This is a genomic window from Pleomorphochaeta naphthae (assembly GCF_055396005.1).
In genome coordinates, this window is sequence record NZ_AP042457.1 from 2,080,890 (window position 1) to 2,098,915 (window position 18,026).

Genomic DNA, 18,026 nt, shown 5'->3' on the forward strand with positions numbered 1-18,026 from the left:
AATTATTTTATGGAGATAATTATAACTGTTATTTTTATCTTTTATAAAAAGCTTCCATAGCCTTAACTAGATAATATGTATCCTTTGTACCACCTGTTTCATATGGAGAGTGCATAGCAAGTTGTGCAGCCCCTATATCAATTGTATTAATTGAATATGATCTACTAATTAAATTACCTAACGTAGATCCGCCTGGTACATCAGAATTATTGAAAAATTCTTGATATGGGATATTTTCTTTTTCTAAAATAAATTTAAACAAGGCTTCAGATGATGCATCTGTGGTATATTTTTGATTAGCTGAATGTTTAATTAATACACCACCATTTAATACTGGTTTATTAGATATATCATTTACTTGCATATAGTTTGGATGAAGAGCATGACCATTATCACTTGAAACCATAAAGCTATTTGCTTGATAAATTGCCTTATCTTCAACATCCCAATTCAATGAATTGGCAATTCTATCTATTGTGATTTTTAAGAAATCACTCAAAGCACCTTGCTTTGTTCCACTTCCAACTTCTTCATTATCTAAAAATAAAGCCATATTTATATAAGAAGAAGGTTCTGTATTAATCAATGCTGTTAGAGAGGTGTAGACCCCTTGTAAATCATCAATTCTAGGAGAGGAGAAGAATTCATCATCTAAGCCCCAAATACTTGGTTTCATTCTATTGTATAAAAATAAATCACTAGAGAGAATTTGATCTTCATCTACGTTTAATGTATTTGCAATCAAAGTATTAATTGCTCCCTTCTTATTTCCTAGAGCAAATATTGGTAACATGTCTACTTGTTTTTTATATTCTATGCCCTTATTTGCTTCTCTATTTTGATGAATCGCAAGGTTTACTATAGTAAGGAGATCTCTATCTATTGTTACAAGTTTTTCCTCAATCTCATTATCTTTTTTAATAAAAACTCTACCGGCGATGGAAAGGGGTCTGTCAAACCAAGGGGCTAATAGCATTCCGCCATAACCTTCTGTATTTAGGGTAGTATACTTCTCTTCTTTTACTACTTCACAATCATTTTTTAATTTAAATGTTGGAGAATCAGTATGTGAGGCTATTATTGAAAACCCTTTGTAATTTTCTGGTATTTTAAAGGCTATTAGAGATGAATTATTTCTTTTAACATAATAAGCTTTATTTGTTTCTAATTTAAATCTTTTAGTTTCATCTAAACAAATGAATCCTACTTTTTGTAGAGTTTTCTCTATCGTAGCAACTGCTTGAAAGCAAGTGGGACTTTCACTTATATATTCTAAGAGACCTTTTGTATAATCTAAATATTTTTTATCCATATTATTTTGCTCCTATATTTAAATTTATCTTAACATAAATAAAATAATGAGCAAAGATGAATATAAATATTCTCTCCTCTCTTAAAATAAATAATTGTTTATTTTTAGATAAACTATTTTAATATTCTCTATTTTAAAAATATTATTTGGATTTAGTTGATTTAATAGTTTGATGTTTTCATATTTTAAACACTGTGTTACAGTTAATTAGTATATAAATTATTATAATCACTTTAATATGATTATATTGATTTTAAGAACAAATCTAAATATTTAATGAAATTAGAGGTGAAATAGATTGATTAATTATTTTGAAGAAGGACAACTTGTAAAAACAAAGATTGTTGCTATATATGGGGAGAATATATTCCTTGATTTAAATTTAAAAAGTGAAGGTATCCTTGATGCATCTGAATTTACTGATTCTGATGGAAATTTGACTGTTAAAGTTGGAGATACTATTAGTGCTTACTTTATTTCAAACGAAAATGGGGAGATGCATTTTACTACTAGATTAAAAGGAGATAAGGCTAATACTGCTGTGTTAGAAAAGGCCTTCGAAGCTAAAATCCCAGTTGAAGGCAGCGTGGAAAAAGAAATTAAAGGTGGATTTGAAGTTAAGATTGGAGATAGTAGAGCTTTCTGTCCTTTCTCACAAATGGGATATAGGCAAAAAGAAGATCCTTCATTCTTTATTGGAAAAACTATGACTTTTTTAATTCAAGAATTTGATAGAGAACATCACAATATTATTGTTTCTAACAAAGCTTTTAAAGAAGTTGAAGAAAATAAAAAAATTGAAAAACTCAAGAAAGAATTAAAAGTTGGTGATGTTATTAAGGGTTCTGTTGTAAAAATTGAATCTTTTGGTGCCTTTGTTGATGTACAAGGTATACAAGCTTTACTTCCTATTTCAGAAATTAAAGTTGGTAGAGTTAAAGATATTGAAAAAGAATTAAAAATTGGTGATGTTATTGAAGCTCAAATTTTAAGCCTTGATCTAGATCATAAAAAAATGTCTATTAGTTCAAAAGCCCTCCAAGATGATCCTTGGGATACTGTTTCATCTCGCTATAAAGTGGGGGACAGGTATGAAGGTACTATCTCTAAGATTACTAGTTTTGGCTTATTTGTTAATTTAGAACCTGGACTTGATGGTTTAATCTTTATTGCAAAACTTCCTGATACTAGAGATAATACAAATTTAAGCAAACTATATAAAATTGGTGAAAAAATGCCTGTATCAATAGATGATATTGATGTAAAGGGTAGAAGAATTGCGTTAAGTCCCACTAAGTCTTTTGAAGAAGAAGAAAATATTAAAAAATATATGGCTGAACAAGAAGACGATGATGATACTTATAACCCATTTGCAAGTCTTCTAAAAAAGAAGTAAAAAGCATGAAAAAAATATCCTAACTTTCGTTTAGGATATTTTTTTAACTTAATAAGCAATAATTTCATTTATCTAATTTTTTTTCAAAAAAATGGAGCTGATCGGACTCGAACCGACTACCTCTTGAATGCCATTCAAGCGCTCTACCAGGTGAGCTACAGCCCCAAAGAAATCATGAAAATAAATTACCATTATTGTTATTATTCGTCAATACTAAATTGACAAATTTACCTATCTATAATCTCTCTTTATTCATAAATAAGTATGAAGTTATAAGAAATACATTTACTCCTAAAATGGCAACTGAATGGAATCTAAGTGTTACTATAGTTCCAAGTATTGCCCCTATTATAAACAATAATATTATAGAAAAAGACCTTATTGCCCTATCCCTATATTTTTTATCTTTTTGGGTTATGTAATGAAAAAAATTTTCACTTGTTGTTCTAAGATTTCCTGTACACATTGTTGTAGCAAACCCTGTTGAGTGCATTTTTCTAAAGCCCTCAACTTGAAGTGAACAAACAAAGGATACTAAACTATTAGCAATTATATTTGTTGCATCGCTTGTTTTTATAAATGAGACACAAACTACTACTAAAATTTCTAACAATAATACATTTTGTCGCCAATGTTTTTTATTTGATCTTTTTCCATTTTTTATAGTCTCAGCGACTACAACGCCTAAAAAGAAACTAAATATTGGTATAATGTACTTCCAAATTTCATGATAGTTTTTTTGTGCTATGTTTATAGCAACTAAAACCATATTCCCAGTTTGGGCATTTGAGAAAACCTCTCCTCGCCCAAAAAAGGTATATGTATCTAAATATCCACCGGCAAGGGCCAAAAGCCCTCCTATTATAAAACTTTCAGAGGTTTGAATCCCCTTATTAAAATAAATACCCATCTTCTATCATTACTCTTGATTTAACTTTTAATTCATAGTCTAAATAATTAATTAAAGTCTGCCTTTCATAGGTTTTATCTTCACAAGCGATTTTCATAATTTTTCCACAGTTTATTGCATCATCTAATGCATGGTGTGCTCTATAATTCAATTCGAAATATTCACTTAGTACAGTTAACTTATGGCTTTTAAATTGTGGCCATTTTTTTCGGCTGATTTGAAGTGTACAATAAAATACATTTCTAGGATAATTGAGATCATAAGCATCTAAACACCCTTGTAATACTTTAAAATCAAATATAGCATTGTGTGCCACTATAATATCATTATCCATGAAAGCTAATATGTCTGGCCATAATTGATCAAAAGTGGGAGAGAGTAAACACTCTTCACTTGAAAGTTGATGAACCCTTGTCATTGAAGGATCAAAGTATCTATTTTTAGGACATATTAAAGAATAATATGTATCTACAACCTTACCTTCTTCATCGAATTTTGCCATACCAATAGAACAAGCGCCACCGGCACTTGAATTGGCTGTTTCAAAATCTAAAGCTATATATGTCATCTAATCTATTTTCTCCAATATCATTGTAACAGGACCATCATTTAAATATCTCACATCCATATGTGCTCCAAATACACCAGTTTGAGTTTCAAATCCAAGTTCTTTAAACTTTTCAACGGCTTTTTCATATAATTTTTTTGCTCTTTCTGGCTTTTCAGCATTGTCGTATGAAGGTCTATTACCTTTTCTTAAATTCGCATAAAGTGTAAATTGGCTTACTACTAAAATTTTAGCATTAACATCAAATGCACTTAAATTCATCTTATCATTTTCATCTCTAAACATTCGAAGTTTAGAAATTTTATTCACAATATAATCTATATATTCTTCTTTATCGCCTTTTGCAACTCCAAAATAAACTAAAAGGCCATGATCTATCTGGCCAACTATTTTTTCATCTACAGTTACAGAAGCTTCTTTTACTCTTTGAATAACACATTTCATATATATTTTTATTTCCTTATTAGGTTTTATTTCTCATTTTTCTTTATCTTAATAAAAAAAAGACACAATTAAAAGAGACTTAATTGGACATATTCTTTATCTTCAAATTTTTTAAGATATGAGAAAATTTCATCAACCTGATGTAATATATTATGCGTTGAACAAGTATCATCTAAAATTTTCATTAATTTGGAATTGTTATAACTTCCTATATAATAACTATTTCCAAACATTTCAATATATTTTCTCTTCAGTGGAGGGAAAAGTTTATCAAGTTGTCTATAGAAATATTCTCTATTACCTTCTCTTAGCGTCATACCTATTCCAAAATATAATACAGCCTTTACTTTAGCTTCTATTATACATTTTAATAGCTTTCTTATATTAGTCTCTGTATCTAAAATAAAAGGTAAAATTGGGCCTAACCAAACTACTGTTGGAATGTTGTTATCTCTAAAAACTTTTAATGCTTCAACTCTTTTTGAGAAAACAGAAACATTAGGCTCAATTTTCTTTGACATTTCATCACTAGAACTTGTAAGTGTCATTTGGACAACGCATTTAGTTTTTTCATTTATTTTTTTAATTAAATCTAAATCCCGTAAAATTAAATCAGATTTAGTTAAAATTGTTATACCAAATCCATATTTATATACTAACTCAAGAGCTCCCCTAGTCAACTTCAAATCTTTTTCAATTGGAAGATAAGGATCAGACATTGAGCCAGTAAATATCATACATTTTTTTCTTTTCTTTCTAAGTGTCTCTTCTAATAGGATAAGTGCATTTTCTTTAACTTCGACATCTTCAAAATCATGATTCATCTTGTAGCAAGCACTTCTTGAATCACAATATATACAACCATGAGTGCATCCTCTATAAATATTCATATTGCCACTACTAGATAATATGTGTTTTGCCTTAACTTTATGCACTATAACTCCTATTGTTTTTTAGCAGTAAAGGAAGTTACATCAATCTTCATAACTAAAACATTTTTAACAGATGCTTCACTATATTTAAAATTACTTCTCTTTGTTACATTTTTCATTAAAAGTTCTAAGGCTCTTAACTTTTCATCATAATTTTCAATTACTGAAGCTATTCCATTTCCTATTATGCTTTTATAAAAATAAGTATATGTGCAAGCTATATCGCCCTTTCCGTCAACCTTATTTTTTTCATCTATTTCAAAAGCAACTTCACAATTACCTTTTTTAAATGTTTCGGCTTTTCTACCTTCTTGCGCCCCATGAAAATAAAGAGTTAAATTATCTTTATCAAATTCATATCCATAATTTAAAGGAACAATATATAAGCCTTGAGAGTCTTTCATAGCAACTCTGCAAACATCATTATTTTCTAAAATCTCAATTATTTCACTTCTGTCTGTAACTAACCTGTCTTTACGTCTCATTTTATAATCCTTATATTGTTTATATATTTTTCTTTAAACCATTTTAATGAAAAATAGTTTAGACACAATATATCAAAATATTAAAGATATAATGAGTCTATTTACTAATATAATTTAGAAAAATCAAACTATTTTGTTTTATTTACTCATATATTTCATTAAAATTCGATCATATGCTCTATCTGTTAAAATTCTCTTTAAGAAGAATAGTGACTTAGAATTAGCTCCAATTAAATATCTAGTTTTAGGTTTCTTTTTTAAAACAGCTTTTACTATTGTTGATGATACTATTGATGGATTACTTGTTCCTTTTCCTTCTGTGTACATTTTCCTTAACGATTTAGCAACAGCATTAGCTTCTTTTTTATATGCACCTTCACCACTAATTTTTTCTAGATTATTTGATGCAATAATTCCCCAATCTGTTTTAATTCCACCCGGTTCAATTAAAATAACTTCTATATTAAATGGCTTAACTTCCATTCTTAAACAATCACTGAAACCTTCGACTGCAAATTTAGTTGCATGATACCAGCCTCCAAATGGAGTGTGGACTTTTCCTCCAACAGAAGACATGTTAATTATTTTGCCTTTCTTCTTACTTCTCATATATGGAAGTACTAATTGGGTCATTCTTGCTAATCCGAATAAGTTTACTTCAAATTGCCTTTTTCCTTCATCTAACTCAACATCTTCTATCGACCCAAAACTACCATACCCAGCATTGTTAACTAGAATATCAACTCCACCATTTTGATTGGTTATGGTATTTATACAATTGACCATACTTTCTTCATCAGTAACATCTAATTCAAGAATATTAATGCCTTCTTTTTCAAGCTGTTTTAATTTGTCCATTCTTCTAGCGGCTCCATAGACAATATAGCCTTTATTTTTCAAATCAATTGCTGCTTGAAATCCAATACCACTACTTGCTCCTGTAATTAAAACCACTTCTTCTTTCAATTTGATGCTCCTATATAAATAAAAGGTTTGTTATTTAATATTTTCAGCCCTATCTCAATAATCATTAATGACAATAACTTGTAAAAACATTAACTAAAAGATTAAACAATAATCATACTTTATTTATATAGTAATCTCATTAATTCTAAAGTGCAAAGTAAAAAGAGTTAATATATTTACTTTTTATCTCAAATAAAATATTAATCCCCAAATCTTAAAATCTTTTTTAATCCCTTTTAGCAGGTCATATCTTTCAGACGGAGATGCAGAAATAATAATAATGCCTAATTCAAGAAAAGAGTCTTAATCCCTTTTAGCAGGTCATGTCTTTCAGACTTAACAATGATATATTATTCCTTGCTTTTGAAAATGCCCGGTCTTAATCCCTTTTAACAGGTCATGTCTTTCAGACGGTAAATATTCATGATGAAAAATTATTAAGCTGGAAAACACAAAGTCTTAATCCCTTTTAGCAGGTCATGTCTTTCAGACTATAATTGTTGATGGTCATATTTATTTTAATTGTGAATTGTCTTAATCCCTTTTAGCAGGTCATGTCTTTCAGACGAAATTATGATTTCGGTATAATTTGGAAAAAAGAATTTACGTCTTAATCCCTTTTAGCAGGTCATGTCTTTCAGACCTGATAAGTTTGATATACTAGTTTATGATAGCTTAACCGGTGGTCTTAATCCCTTTTAGCAGGTCATGTCTTTCAGACTAGAAAACTAAGAGGAATGGAAAACTTCGCAACAGAAGACGAAAATGGTCTTAATCCCTTTTAGCAGGTCATGTCTTTCAGACGTGGAACAAAGATGATAAGGTTTGGGAGGTTGACTTAGTCTTAATCCCTTTTAGCAGGTCATGTCTTTCAGACAAAAAAGAAATTCAGTTTTTTATATGGTGAAATTGTATCAATGTCTTAATCCCTTTTAGCAGGTCATGTCTTTCAGACTCCTTCCAATATTATTCTTTATACAGCAATAAATTACAATAGTCAAATCGCGAACCTAAATTTGCTTGTTAGAGAGCAAATTATATTTTTTCTTTACCAAAACTTTATTTTCTGGTTATTTTATTATTACACAAAGAATTACAACTTTGCGCGAACCTACGCTAAAAATGGGCAAAAAACACGATATTAAAGGTTGGCGATTTCTTAAAATCAAACTTCTAAAATATCGAATAATAATATTACTAATACTATTCTAAATTACAAAGATTCGCAATTGAATATTTTAACTAAATATTTATATAAGAAAGAGGATGAAAAATTTATTTTTAATTTCACATCCTCTACTTTAAAAAATTATAAATTATTTAATTACTTTCAAACTCTCATGATCAATAGTTAATGCAACAACGATTAAGAAAACAATACCTTTAACTAATTGTTGAGTAGCAGAAACACTAAATACCATAGGTAGACTCTTTTCTAAAACACTGTAAGTTAAAGTACCAACAATAATATTTGAAAATCTAGCTTTCGATCCTCCATTTATTGGCATGCCACCTAAAACTAAAGAGATTAATAACTGAATCTCTAGCATGCTACCAGCAGTTCCTGTAATTGACCCAACTTTTATTACATTGATAAAAGAAGCAAACCCTGTAATTGCTCCTGCTATTACAAAAACTAAAAATTTTAATAAATCTGGACGACAACCTGAGAATCGGGCTGCTATTTCACCAGCTCCTATAGCTTTTAAGTCATAGCCAAGCCGTGTATATTTTATTACAATTAATCCTATTAGTAATACAATTATTGTCATTAATACTTTAAACCAAGTTTGATTTAATGCCAGAACGTTCAAAGAAGCAGGAATTGGGCCATTTGTTGTGATAAATTTGCAAAGTCCTCTGAAAAGATACATTGTACAAATAGTTACAATAAATGAAGCAATTTTAAATTTAACATGGAAAAGTCCATTAATAGCACCCATTAGAGCTCCAGAAACTACCGCAAGAACAATACCTAAAACTATGCTATATTTTGAAAATTCACAAAAAACAATTGATGCTAAACCTAATATTGCGCCTTGAGAAAAATCAAGACCACCAACTGTCATTATCATCCAAACTCCTGTTGCTGCAATCATTAATACATATACCTGACTCAGCATAAGTTTTAGATTTCTTGGTTGTATGATTTTTCCATTTGTTAATATAGCAAAAATTATAACTAATACGACAAATCCTATTAAAGGCATAAATGAGCGTAAATCTAACTTATTATTTTTAATATTGAAATTTTTCATCATTCATGCTCCTTAAACCATCTTTTCGATTATATCTTCTTCAGTCAAATTTGGATCTCTCATAAACTTTTTGGAAATCTGTCCATCTTTCATAATAATTATTCTATCACTCATTCCTAATAATTCAGGGATTTCCTCTGAAATCATTATTATTGATTTCCCCTTTAATTTTAATTCTTCCATTAAATTGTAAATATCTGCTTTTACTTTTACATCTATACCTCGAGTAGGACTATCTAAAATAAATATATCTGAATCTCTACCGAGCCATCTAGCTAAAACTACTTTCTGTTTATTACCTCCAGAAAGTTCTGAAACATCTTGATGAACATCAACCATCTTTATACTCATTAACTGTGCAAACTTATTTGCAAAATCCACAAGTTTATTTTCTTTCAAAAAATGGTGAGTTGACAGATTGTCTATTGAAGGTAAAACAATATTTGATTTTATTGTGTCAGCAACAATTATAGATTCGTTGTCTCTATCTTTTGACCCATAAGCTATATTTTTTCTAATAGCTACATTTATCGAATCAATCTGAGTACCATCAGCTAAAGTTACACTACCTTTTCTATCATAAGACGCGCCAAACAAGGCTTTTCCTAGTTCATGCATTCCGCATTCCGAAAGTCCACCAAAACCCAAAATTTCACCTTTATGCAACTCAAAACTAATGTTTGATATATGATTTTTTACTGAGACATTTTTAACTTTTAATACAACATCATCAGAAAGTGCAGTTTTATAATCTGTCCTATAATATTTTCCACTTAAATCTCTGCCAACCATCATTTTTTTTAATTTATCAACATTTACTTCTTTAGAACTTACAGTTCCTATAAGCTCTCCATCTCTTAAACAAGAAACTCTATCACAATGCTCTAAGACTTCTACTAAATCATGAGAAATAAAGATTACAGTATTTCCTTCTTTTTTTATTTCATTCATTATTTTGAAAAGATTTTCTCTGCCTGTTTTACTCAAAGCAGTAGTAGTTTCATCTACAATTACAACTTTCGGTTTAAAATAAACGGCCTTAATTATCTCAATAATTTTTCTCTCTTCAAAACTATAATGATCAATCATCTTAGACGCTGAAATATATCCATAACCATATTCATCTAAAATCTTTTGGGCAGCTACATTCATTTTTTTAAAGTTTTTAATCGGACCTTTCATAAATTGGTCTTCTTCACCTAAAAATAAATTCTCTGCAACAGTTAAGCCAGGCAAAGTTCCTAACTCTTGAACAATCATAGAAATCCCATTTTTATTAGCATCTACTAAACAACTTATTTCTAATTTTTTCCCTTCAAGATAAAAATTGCCACTTGTGATAGGATAAATACCACTTAACATAGAACAAAAAGTGGATTTCCCAGAACCATTTTCTCCAATAAGTCCGTGAATCTCTCCACTATTAAATTCTAATGACACATTATTTACAGCATGTGTTATTCCAAAATATTTATTTATGTTTTCGGATCTTAAAAAAGCTTCACTCATTATTAATGTCTCCTACTTGACCACTGTTCCCAATTTACCTCTATTTGTTAGAGTTACAATAATCAGTAATACCGCACCAGTTATAAAATCATTTATTGTGGTTGGAATATGCATTGCAACTAAACCATTGAAGATAATTTGGATTATGAATTCACCAAAAACTATTGCTGTAACCGGACAACCATATTTTTTAAAGGCAATCCCAAAAAAAGTTCCCATCAGAGGGGGAAAGTTTCTATCCATTGAAGACATTCCAGTAACTGCTAACATTCCTCTACCATAACTAACCGTTAGTAAAGCCATTATCCCAACAAAGAAATGAAGTAGAACAAAACCAATAAACTTATATTTCTCAACATTAATACCCATGGTTTTTGCTATATATTCATTACTTCCAATTGCGTTGCTATAAGTTCCAATCCGGGTATAACGTAAAATGAAACCCATCAAGAAAAATGAAGTGAATGCTATAATATAATTATACGGAGCATTTCCGATTGCTAAAATACTTGCGTCTGTTAATTTACCTGGAAATCCTGATGTATCTAAACCTACAACATAGTTAGCTAAACTTTCTAAGATTAACATTAAACCTACAGTAACTATTATTGAAGGAATTCTTAATTTTGAATAAAGGACTCCATTAAAAGCCCCTATTAATGCTCCACAAATCAGACAGCCAAAAATTAACCCCCAATATCCAAAATATCTAGATAGGAGAACACCAACTAATGAGGATAGAACAACATTAGCACCGATACTCATGTCAAACATACCCATAACAACAATGAAATAAAAACCACAGCCACCGACTGCGTATTGAATACTAGTTTGAAAATAATCTCTCATTAATTTTGGAGTTCCAAAATTAGTGGGAGAAATTATTTTAAAAACCGCCCAAAAGAAAAATAAGAGTATCAATAAAATAGTAATTCCGTAAAACCTATTTTTTTTAAATCTCTCAAAAAAATCACCCATATTCACCTCTGATTAGAAACAAGAAAATAGAACTTTAATATGCCATATTGTGTTAGGACATTTTCTTTATCCTAAAAACATATGTGAAAGCTTGTGATGCTTTCACATATGTTACTTAACAATTAACGTCTTGATTTAACATCCTCAATTGATAATTTAGCAGCAGTTGCTTTTAATTCATCTATAGACATATTGGCCATTGCTCTAATTTCATCATCATTATAAGGTAGATCAGATACAAAATATTTAGCATAATCTTGGTAATCATCAGATGAAGCAACATATAAATAAGGGAACTTAATATCAACAAAAGAATCTGTTGATGGAGTATATTTGCCTTTAATTGTGTTATATACTAGCATGAAAGCAAATAAAGGATCACAGTAATGTCCACCAGATTCTGCAGCCATTCCACCGGTTTGTAATTGAACATCTAAATCAGCTAAGAAATCAGTTGATACAACATCAATTTTACCTTTTAATCCTAGTGATTCAATAGCAGCTAATGCTCCTACTAAAGTATCTCCACCACCACCTGCTACAATTAATGCATCAACATCGCTATTAGCATTAATAATGGCTTCAGCAGTTGCTCTACCTGTATCACTTGTTGTTCCACCATATTGAGGTTCTAATAATACTGCTTTATCATTTGGATGATTGTTATTCCATTCTTCAATTCCTTTTTTATAGCCTTCCCATCTCAAAAGGAATGTAGCATCTCCAGCTTCCCAACCTTCCAATGCAATCTTTCTGTTTCCTTTTTCACATAAAATCTTAACTAAATTCATTCCATTAGATACTTCATCTTCATGTACGGCACCTAAGAAATATTTAGATCTTTGTGCTAAAGCATATTCATTTGGATTAGCCACTGGATCTATTACTCTAAAGAATTGCGCACAATAAACTTCATTTTCTTCACATGTGTTTATTACTGAAGTCATTTCTGCTGAAGCTGAATTACAAATTATCATTCCATCAACACCAGCAGCTGCTAAAGTTTCAGCAGAAGCTGTAACTTGTTCAGAAATATGTCCTTGATCAATGTATTTAACTTTAACATCTAAAGCATCAGCTGCTTTATCTAAAATTCTTTTGCATTGACTTCCTAAAGTATCTGTAGAACTCCAGATAGATACCCCAATAGTAACTTGATCTGTCTTGCTAGACTCTCCTTGCCCTCCAGCAAAAACAAGTGAATTTAGTGATAATAAAACGACTAATAACATAAAAAATATACGTTTCATATGACCCTCCTTATGGTTATAAATACTCAAAATAAAAAAATGTTAACGTACACACAACCGATTAACTATAATCTAACCCATTAATTTTTGTTTGTCAAACTTTTTTTAAATAATGAAAAATTGATGAAAAATATCTTTATAATCTCAAAAAAATATTAGTTTTGTAATAAAATCAATAGACATTAAATCTATAATTATTTGATATTGTTATTAACTTATCTGTTATTATTTTCTATTAAAATATTATTTTTTTATTAAAGAAATAAACTTATCAAATAAATCTAAAAGTGTTTTTGATTATTTTTATATAATATTATAATCCTTTATAGGAATATTATGCATCAATTAAGAAAAGAAGAATAAATAAATTTTCTTATTTTTTTAATATAACAATTATTAATAATTCATCAATGAGTATTTTTTCTGATTTATTTCTTTTATATTATATTTCTCATATTATGATGTCTTAATCCCTTTTAGCAGGTCATGCCTTTCAGACACAGATGAGGAAGTGAAAAAAATGTTTATTATCGAGTTTACTGTCTTAATCCCTTTTAGCAGGTCATGCCTTTCAGACATAATAAAGTTGGCTTAATTATTAGCATATTTTACGAGAGGTCTTAATCCCTTTTAGCAGGTCATGCCTTTCAGACGCAAAGAAATATTCATTGCCAGTTTATGAATTTGAAACTGGTCTTAATCCCTTTTAGCAGGTCATGCCTTTCAGACTGGTAAATGGTGTAGAGTAAGTTTATAAGGAGATAGAAAGAGTCTTAATCCCTTTTAGCAGGTCATGCCTTTCAGACTCCTTACGATATTATTCCTTATACAGTAATAAATTACAATAGTCAAATCGCGAACCCAAAATTGCTTGTTACAAAGCAAATAATATTTTCTTATATTTTAAATTTAATTTACCAATTATTTTCTTATTATACAAAGAATTACAACTTTGCGCGAACCTACGCTAAAAATGAACAAAAATCAGACATTTTGAGGTTGGCGATTTAATTAAAACTTAAATTGGCTCACCTTTTAGATATTATAATAAGTCTAAATTTTAAATCAAGAACAAATTATTATTTTTAATAAATAGTGATTTTCCTATTCTCTATTTTAATAATACCTTCTTCATTTAATTTTTTTAATTCTCTAAATAAAGACTGTCTCTGCACACCAAAATAATCGGCAAGTTCTTTTTTAGATATAGGCAATTGAATAGTTTTTGATCTTTGTATCAAAGATTGCTGATTAAAATAATCAATTAAATTCTCCCGAATCGTTTTTTTGTGAAATAAAAACACTTTCTTATTCAAGTTCTGAGAATTAATAGATAATGCCTTAAAAAATTTTAAACAAAAATTATAGTTATGAAGAAGTTCTTCAACTCCCTTCCTAGAAATACTTATTATTGTAGTTTTATCTTTTGAATAAAAATTAAGTGGATAAACTCCTTCGATTAATATCAAATTAGCTCCAATTATACTACCTTGTCTAAATTCAAACATTGTTGTTGCGTTTCCATTTTCACTTAATGAATAAGCAATTACAACTCCACTTACAACAATATCAACCCATTCACAACTTTCATTAACTTCTCTAATTGTATTATTTTTCTCATAATTTTTAACCTTTATATACCTTTTTTGAATTAGGGTATCAAGATTATCTAAATTATCAAAATAAGATACTTGATCTAAAATATTTTTTATTTTCATCCATTACCTCTCTTTGATTGTAACTTACTTAATTAAAGAAAAAAAGTCGTAAATGAGTCTTTTTATAAAAAGAGAAAATAGACTCATCGGTGTCTTTGATTTAGATAAAATTAATTCAATACTCTAGATTACAGGAGTAATTTTATGGATATTTTTACTAAAGCTATGTGGTTAATTACAATAATTTTTGTAATTTTCTCTCTAGTTAAAAACAAACAAAAAACACTAAAAGCATTAAAAACAGCTTTAAAAATGGGACAGGCTATGGCAATTAGTATTTTTTCAATAATTTTTCTAATTGGTTTAGTGCTTGCTATTATACCACCAGGTGAAATAGCAACTTTTATTGAAGGACAAAATCCTATCATTTCAACTATAGCCTCAGCTATTCTAGGTGCTATAACACTAATCCCTGCTTTTATAGCCTTCCCTCTAGTCGGAACGCTAGTAGATGCTTCGGTAAATATAGTTGCAGCAGTAGCTTTTTTAACTACTTTGACTATGGTTGGGCTTGTTACTTTTCCGCTTGAGAAAAAGGAATTTGGTATTAAATTTGCTTTAACAAGAAATATTTTAAGCTTTGTATTTGCAATTTTAATTGCTTTCGCTATGGGAGTTATCTTATGATTAAAAAATTAAAAAATAATTTATTTTCAATACTTATTTTATTAGCTTATATTTCAATTTTTATTTTTGATAGAACTTTAGCTATCACTTCAATAAATAATAGCACTTACTATATTAAAGAAATGTTGATGATAATGCCTATTATCTTTGTCTTAACGGCCTTATTAGACACTTGGATAAATAAAGATACTATTATGAAATACTTGGGAAAAAAATCTAAATTAAAAGGAATTATTTTATCTTTTGTTTTAGGAAGTGTATCAGCCGGACCTATTTATGCTGCTTTTCCAATCTGTGTAATGCTTCATAAAAAAGGGGCTTCTATTAGAAACATAATAATAATTCTAAGCTCATGGGCCGTAATTAAAGTTCCTATGTTAATAAATGAAGTAAAATTCTTAGGCCCAACTTTTATGATAGTTAGGTGGATATTAACAATTATTGCAATTTTAATTTTCTCATTTATAAGTGATAAAATTATAAAAGATGAAGATCTTGCAGTAGATAAATCATATAGGGACGGGAAAGCTAGTATTAATACTAGGGCCTGTATTGGTTGTGGTATTTGTACAAAAACTTACCCCGCTTTATTTAAAATTGAAAATAAAAAAGCTCAAATTTTAAATATTGAAATAGTTGAAGATGATATTATTAACAAGGCAATAAAAAATTGCCCTGTTAATGCTATAAGTAAATAAAAATTATTTCAAAACTTTTTCATAAAGAGATAGAACATTTTCATGGCTTATTTTTTTAACTATGTTAATGGAATATCTCTTTTTTAGTCTTTCAATTATGTATTGCATATTACTAGCATCTTTTATTTCTAACTTAGAGTCTATTCCATCAAGATCACCACCAAAGCCAACATTATTCTCTCCACCTAAATCTAAAATATGATCTATGTGTTTAATTAAATCATCTATTTTTGATTCACTATTACCAATATCTGTTAGAAATGCACTGCAAAAATTCATTCCAATTACACACTCTTTTTCTATCATTTTTATAAGTAAGTCATCATTAATATTCCTACCTACAGGTGTTACACTATAACAATTAGAATGACTTGCTACAAAAGGCTTCTCACTGTAATCAAGTACATCGCTCATTAACTTATTAGATCCATGTGAGACATCTATTATAATATTCATTTCTTCCATTTTTTTGATGTATTTCTTTCCATATTGAGTTAACCCATTTTCATTATCAATTCTTTTTAATGATTCAAATCCACTAAAATGGTCACTATCAATATTTGAAAATCCAACCTTATTTGGGTAATTCCAAGTTAAAGTTATCATTCTTACACCTAAATCATAAAATTCTTCTAAATTTTGATAAGGTACTATCTCACTATCTTCAATAGTTAACATTGTGTTTATTTTATCTTCTTTGATATCTGAAAATTTATAAATTCTATTAATATTATTATTATCTGTTTCTCTATCATAAAACTTAATTATATCTTTAGCCAAATTGGTAAGATTTTTTTCTTCTCGCATATCTAGAAAGATAGCCATATTTTGAAGTAAATAATCACCTTTTATAAATTTTTCTACATCAATATGTAAATCGTTTTTATCTAAATGTTTGTTGTGTTTATAACAAGCAACAATTGTATCACAATGCATATCAACAATTTTCATAAAATTACTCCCTTTTATTGAATTTTATTATTTATTCTCACCATACCTGGTGTCGCCCCATAATATCTTTTAAACTCTCGAGAAAATTGAGAAACACTCTCATACCCAATCGCAATTGCTACATCACAGGCTTTCAGCTTTTGTTGCTCTAATAGATCTTTCGCTTGTTTTAGCCGAATCTTCTTTATATACTGAAGTGGAGTCTCTCCTGTAAGTGATTTAAAGATTTTATAAAATCCTGAGGCACTCATTGAACACTCTTTTGCCAAGTCTTCTACATTTAAATGTTCTTTATATCTTGTATGAATTATTTTTAATGCTTTTGCTAACCTATCATAATCACTACCATTAGCACATAAAGAATATAATATATCTCTATTTTCACCTTTTAATACTAAATATAAGATTTCCTTAACTAATGAAGAGCCTAATATGGCAGAGTCTGTTTCATCTTTTAAAACTTCAAGTAATCTTAATGCTGCTGTTTCTAACTTATTATCAATTTTAGTAGGTTTAACCTTAAAAGAATTAGCTGTAACCACATGTGGTCTTAAATTCATCTTAATAATTAACTCATTTAATAATGAAATATCAATCTCTATAAAAAGCCCAAAAACTGGATCATCTTTTGAGGCAATTGCTTCACACTCGAATTGAAGATGAGTCGGTAAAACTATATAATAATCTCTACTATAATCAAAATGATTATTTTTGATATAACCATGTTTACTACCGTTTAATACAATTAATATTCCAGGATTGTATTCTAAAAGTTGTCTTGGAACAGGATAATCATTTTTAAAGATTTTAACACCCTTTACATTAGTTTCATTAAACCCTTCTTTTAAATTATTTTCTTTTATATATTTTATAGCATCACTACATTCCATTTATTCATCCTTAAACTCTCACATTCATATAATTATTATAGAATTATACAACAAAATCCAAGAGATTTAATGCTTTTTTATTATAAGTTTATAGGATTAGACAATAAAATATATTAAATTAGGCATTTAATTAA

17 protein-coding genes, 1 tRNA gene and 2 CRISPR repeat arrays are annotated in these 18,026 nt (G+C 28.8%); of the genes, 3 read left to right on the forward strand and 15 right to left on the reverse strand.

From position 1 onward, the window contains the following. Positions 1–34: 34 nt before the first annotated feature. The gene (locus ACZ5SO_RS09500; RefSeq protein WP_464624215.1) at positions 35–1,312 is read right to left on the reverse strand and encodes a M18 family aminopeptidase; all 1,278 of its coding nucleotides are present in this window, start codon (positions 1,310–1,312) and stop codon (positions 35–37) included. A gap of 298 nt (positions 1,313–1,610) precedes the next feature. Here ACZ5SO_RS09500 and ACZ5SO_RS09505 point away from each other — a divergent pair, with 298 nt between their 5' ends. After that, positions 1,611–2,708, forward strand: coding sequence for a 30S ribosomal protein S1 (locus tag ACZ5SO_RS09505; protein ID WP_464624216.1), 1,098 nt, complete (start codon positions 1,611–1,613; stop codon positions 2,706–2,708). Between the two features lie 92 nt (positions 2,709–2,800). Here ACZ5SO_RS09505 and ACZ5SO_RS09510 read toward each other — a convergent pair. The 12 genes from ACZ5SO_RS09510 to ACZ5SO_RS09565 all read right to left on the reverse strand — a co-directional run bounded on the left by ACZ5SO_RS09510 (position 2,801) and on the right by ACZ5SO_RS09565 (position 14,726). After that, a tRNA-Ala gene (locus ACZ5SO_RS09510) sits at positions 2,801–2,873 on the reverse strand. Positions 2,874–2,943: 70 nt separating this feature from the next. Next, complete coding sequence (locus ACZ5SO_RS09515; protein ID WP_464624218.1) at positions 2,944–3,618, reverse strand: YoaK family protein; 675 nt, start codon at positions 3,616–3,618, stop codon at positions 2,944–2,946. Continuing rightward, positions 3,602–4,186, reverse strand: a complete 585-nt coding sequence (locus ACZ5SO_RS09520) for a 3'-5' exonuclease (protein WP_464624219.1) — start codon at positions 4,184–4,186, stop codon at positions 3,602–3,604. The genes ACZ5SO_RS09515 and ACZ5SO_RS09520 overlap by 17 nt, the downstream gene beginning before the upstream one ends. Continuing rightward, entirely contained in the window at positions 4,187–4,630 is a 444-nt protein-coding gene (dtd, locus tag ACZ5SO_RS09525) for a D-aminoacyl-tRNA deacylase (protein WP_464624220.1), read from the reverse strand. A 68-nt stretch (positions 4,631–4,698) separates the two neighbouring features. Further along, positions 4,699–5,565, reverse strand: a complete 867-nt coding sequence (locus tag ACZ5SO_RS09530) for an SPL family radical SAM protein (protein ID WP_464624222.1) — start codon at positions 5,563–5,565, stop codon at positions 4,699–4,701. Positions 5,566–5,573: 8 nt separating this feature from the next. Next, positions 5,574–6,047 (reverse strand): pyridoxamine 5'-phosphate oxidase family protein, encoded by a 474-nt coding sequence (locus ACZ5SO_RS09535; protein WP_464624223.1) that lies wholly within the window; start codon positions 6,045–6,047, stop codon positions 5,574–5,576. A gap of 138 nt (positions 6,048–6,185) precedes the next feature. Then, a complete protein-coding gene (locus ACZ5SO_RS09540; RefSeq protein WP_464624224.1) occupies positions 6,186–7,013 on the reverse strand; it encodes an oxidoreductase in 828 nt (275 codons plus the stop codon). A 223-nt stretch (positions 7,014–7,236) separates the two neighbouring features. Next, positions 7,237–7,968: a CRISPR direct-repeat array (repeat unit 36 nt; unit sequence GTCTTAATCCCTTTTAGCAGGTCATGTCTTTCAGAC). Positions 7,969–8,329: 361 nt separating this feature from the next. Further along, complete coding sequence (locus ACZ5SO_RS09545; RefSeq protein WP_464624225.1) at positions 8,330–9,271, reverse strand: ABC transporter permease; 942 nt, start codon at positions 9,269–9,271, stop codon at positions 8,330–8,332. Between the two features lie 12 nt (positions 9,272–9,283). Beyond that, complete coding sequence (locus ACZ5SO_RS09550) at positions 9,284–10,780, reverse strand: sugar ABC transporter ATP-binding protein (protein ID WP_464624227.1); 1,497 nt, start codon at positions 10,778–10,780, stop codon at positions 9,284–9,286. Between the two features lie 12 nt (positions 10,781–10,792). Next, positions 10,793–11,758, reverse strand: a complete 966-nt coding sequence (locus tag ACZ5SO_RS09555; RefSeq protein WP_464624229.1) for an ABC transporter permease — start codon at positions 11,756–11,758, stop codon at positions 10,793–10,795. A 122-nt stretch (positions 11,759–11,880) separates the two neighbouring features. Beyond that, on the reverse strand, positions 11,881–13,008 hold the full coding sequence (locus ACZ5SO_RS09560; protein WP_464624230.1) for a sugar ABC transporter substrate-binding protein: 1,128 nt from the start codon (positions 13,006–13,008) through the stop codon (positions 11,881–11,883). 463 nt (positions 13,009–13,471) lie between these two features. Beyond that, a CRISPR array of direct repeats spans positions 13,472–13,814; the repeat unit is 36 nt; unit sequence GTCTTAATCCCTTTTAGCAGGTCATGCCTTTCAGAC. Positions 13,815–14,093: 279 nt separating this feature from the next. After that, positions 14,094–14,726 carry a Crp/Fnr family transcriptional regulator gene (locus ACZ5SO_RS09565; protein ID WP_464624231.1) on the reverse strand — a complete coding sequence of 211 codons (633 nt, stop codon included), beginning with the start codon at positions 14,724–14,726 and terminating at the stop codon, positions 14,094–14,096. A 144-nt stretch (positions 14,727–14,870) separates the two neighbouring features. On the opposite strand from ACZ5SO_RS09565, the gene ACZ5SO_RS09570 reads away from it, so the two are divergent. Together ACZ5SO_RS09570 and ACZ5SO_RS09575 are read left to right on the forward strand one after the other, a co-directional pair. Further along, a complete protein-coding gene (locus ACZ5SO_RS09570; RefSeq protein ID WP_464624233.1) occupies positions 14,871–15,353 on the forward strand; it encodes a permease in 483 nt (160 codons plus the stop codon). Beyond that, positions 15,350–16,051 (forward strand): ferredoxin, encoded by a 702-nt coding sequence (locus ACZ5SO_RS09575; RefSeq protein WP_464624234.1) that lies wholly within the window; start codon positions 15,350–15,352, stop codon positions 16,049–16,051. Before ACZ5SO_RS09570 ends, ACZ5SO_RS09575 begins: the two co-directional genes overlap by 4 nt. A gap of 3 nt (positions 16,052–16,054) precedes the next feature. On the opposite strand, the gene ACZ5SO_RS09580 is transcribed toward ACZ5SO_RS09575, so the two are convergent. Both ACZ5SO_RS09580 and ACZ5SO_RS09585 read right to left on the reverse strand, forming a co-directional pair. After that, complete coding sequence (locus ACZ5SO_RS09580) at positions 16,055–17,002, reverse strand: dipeptidase (RefSeq protein ID WP_464624236.1); 948 nt, start codon at positions 17,000–17,002, stop codon at positions 16,055–16,057. Positions 17,003–17,016: 14 nt separating this feature from the next. Beyond that, positions 17,017–17,892, reverse strand: coding sequence for an AraC family transcriptional regulator (locus ACZ5SO_RS09585; protein ID WP_464624238.1), 876 nt, complete (start codon positions 17,890–17,892; stop codon positions 17,017–17,019). Positions 17,893–18,026 lie beyond the last annotated feature (134 nt).

Coding starts and splice junctions, on each gene's coding strand:
- ACZ5SO_RS09515 (WP_464624218.1), bottom strand. CDS start 3,618: ATGGGTATTTATTTTAATAAGGGGATTCAAACCTCTGAAAGTTTTATA.
- ACZ5SO_RS09520 (WP_464624219.1), bottom strand. CDS start 4,186: ATGACATATATAGCTTTAGATTTTGAAACAGCCAATTCAAGTGCCGGT.
- ACZ5SO_RS09585 (WP_464624238.1), bottom strand. CDS start 17,892: ATGGAATGTAGTGATGCTATAAAATATATAAAAGAAAATAATTTAAAA.
- ACZ5SO_RS09555 (WP_464624229.1), bottom strand. CDS start 11,758: ATGGGTGATTTTTTTGAGAGATTTAAAAAAAATAGGTTTTACGGAATT.
- ACZ5SO_RS09580 (WP_464624236.1), bottom strand. CDS start 17,002: ATGAAAATTGTTGATATGCATTGTGATACAATTGTTGCTTGTTATAAA.
- ACZ5SO_RS09535 (WP_464624223.1), bottom strand. CDS start 6,047: ATGAGACGTAAAGACAGGTTAGTTACAGACAGAAGTGAAATAATTGAG.
- dtd (WP_464624220.1), bottom strand. CDS start 4,630: ATGAAATGTGTTATTCAAAGAGTAAAAGAAGCTTCTGTAACTGTAGAT.
- ACZ5SO_RS09550 (WP_464624227.1), bottom strand. CDS start 10,780: ATGAGTGAAGCTTTTTTAAGATCCGAAAACATAAATAAATATTTTGGA.
- ACZ5SO_RS09545 (WP_464624225.1), bottom strand. CDS start 9,271: ATGAAAAATTTCAATATTAAAAATAATAAGTTAGATTTACGCTCATTT.
- ACZ5SO_RS09560 (WP_464624230.1), bottom strand. CDS start 13,008: ATGAAACGTATATTTTTTATGTTATTAGTCGTTTTATTATCACTAAAT.
- ACZ5SO_RS09500 (WP_464624215.1), bottom strand. CDS start 1,312: ATGGATAAAAAATATTTAGATTATACAAAAGGTCTCTTAGAATATATA.
- ACZ5SO_RS09565 (WP_464624231.1), bottom strand. CDS start 14,726: ATGAAAATAAAAAATATTTTAGATCAAGTATCTTATTTTGATAATTTA.
- ACZ5SO_RS09575 (WP_464624234.1), top strand. CDS start 15,350: ATGATTAAAAAATTAAAAAATAATTTATTTTCAATACTTATTTTATTA.
- ACZ5SO_RS09570 (WP_464624233.1), top strand. CDS start 14,871: ATGGATATTTTTACTAAAGCTATGTGGTTAATTACAATAATTTTTGTA.